We start from the raw sequence: 443 nt of genomic DNA on the forward strand, positions 1-443 counted from the left end.
GGGCACTCACGGCCGCGAACGGACCGGTTTCGTGTCGGGCGACTGCCATACGAACTCAAGGCACGGCTGTGGGAAAAATCCCCATCCGCGTTGTTTCGGTACTACCGCCAGTTCGACCGGTCCAGCACGAACCCCGAGATGTGCGAGGCCAATTCTCTGGCAGCCCGTTCGGTGTCCGCGTGGAGTTCGCCGGACACCGGGCCGGCCTCGCCACCGACGCCCTCCGTCTCCGATATCGGGTCCGTGGTCGTCGGGTACGGTCGGCGGGACCGGACACGGTCACGAAGCGCCTGCACGGTGGTGTCCGAGAGCTCATACGACAGGTGCTGGAGGTCGTACCGGACGATGAACCCCCGCGTCGCGTCCCTGACGGCGAGGACCGGCTGCCCCCGGTCCCGACAGCGCTCCCAGATCTCGCGCTGGTGTTCCCGCGTGGCGTACAC

The 443-nt window shown here is 67.7% G+C and carries 1 protein-coding gene; it reads right to left on the reverse strand.

What is annotated here, in order from left to right; all coding sequences use genetic code 11:
- Window positions 1–101: 101 nt before the first annotated feature.
- A partial coding sequence (locus FY251_RS21430) for a hypothetical protein (protein WP_222847897.1) occupies window positions 102–443 on the reverse strand: 342 nt, incomplete at its 5' end.

This window comes from Haloferax sp. KTX1, from assembly GCF_902410085.1.
Lineage (GTDB): Archaea > Halobacteriota > Halobacteria > Halobacteriales > Haloferacaceae > Haloferax > Haloferax massiliensis.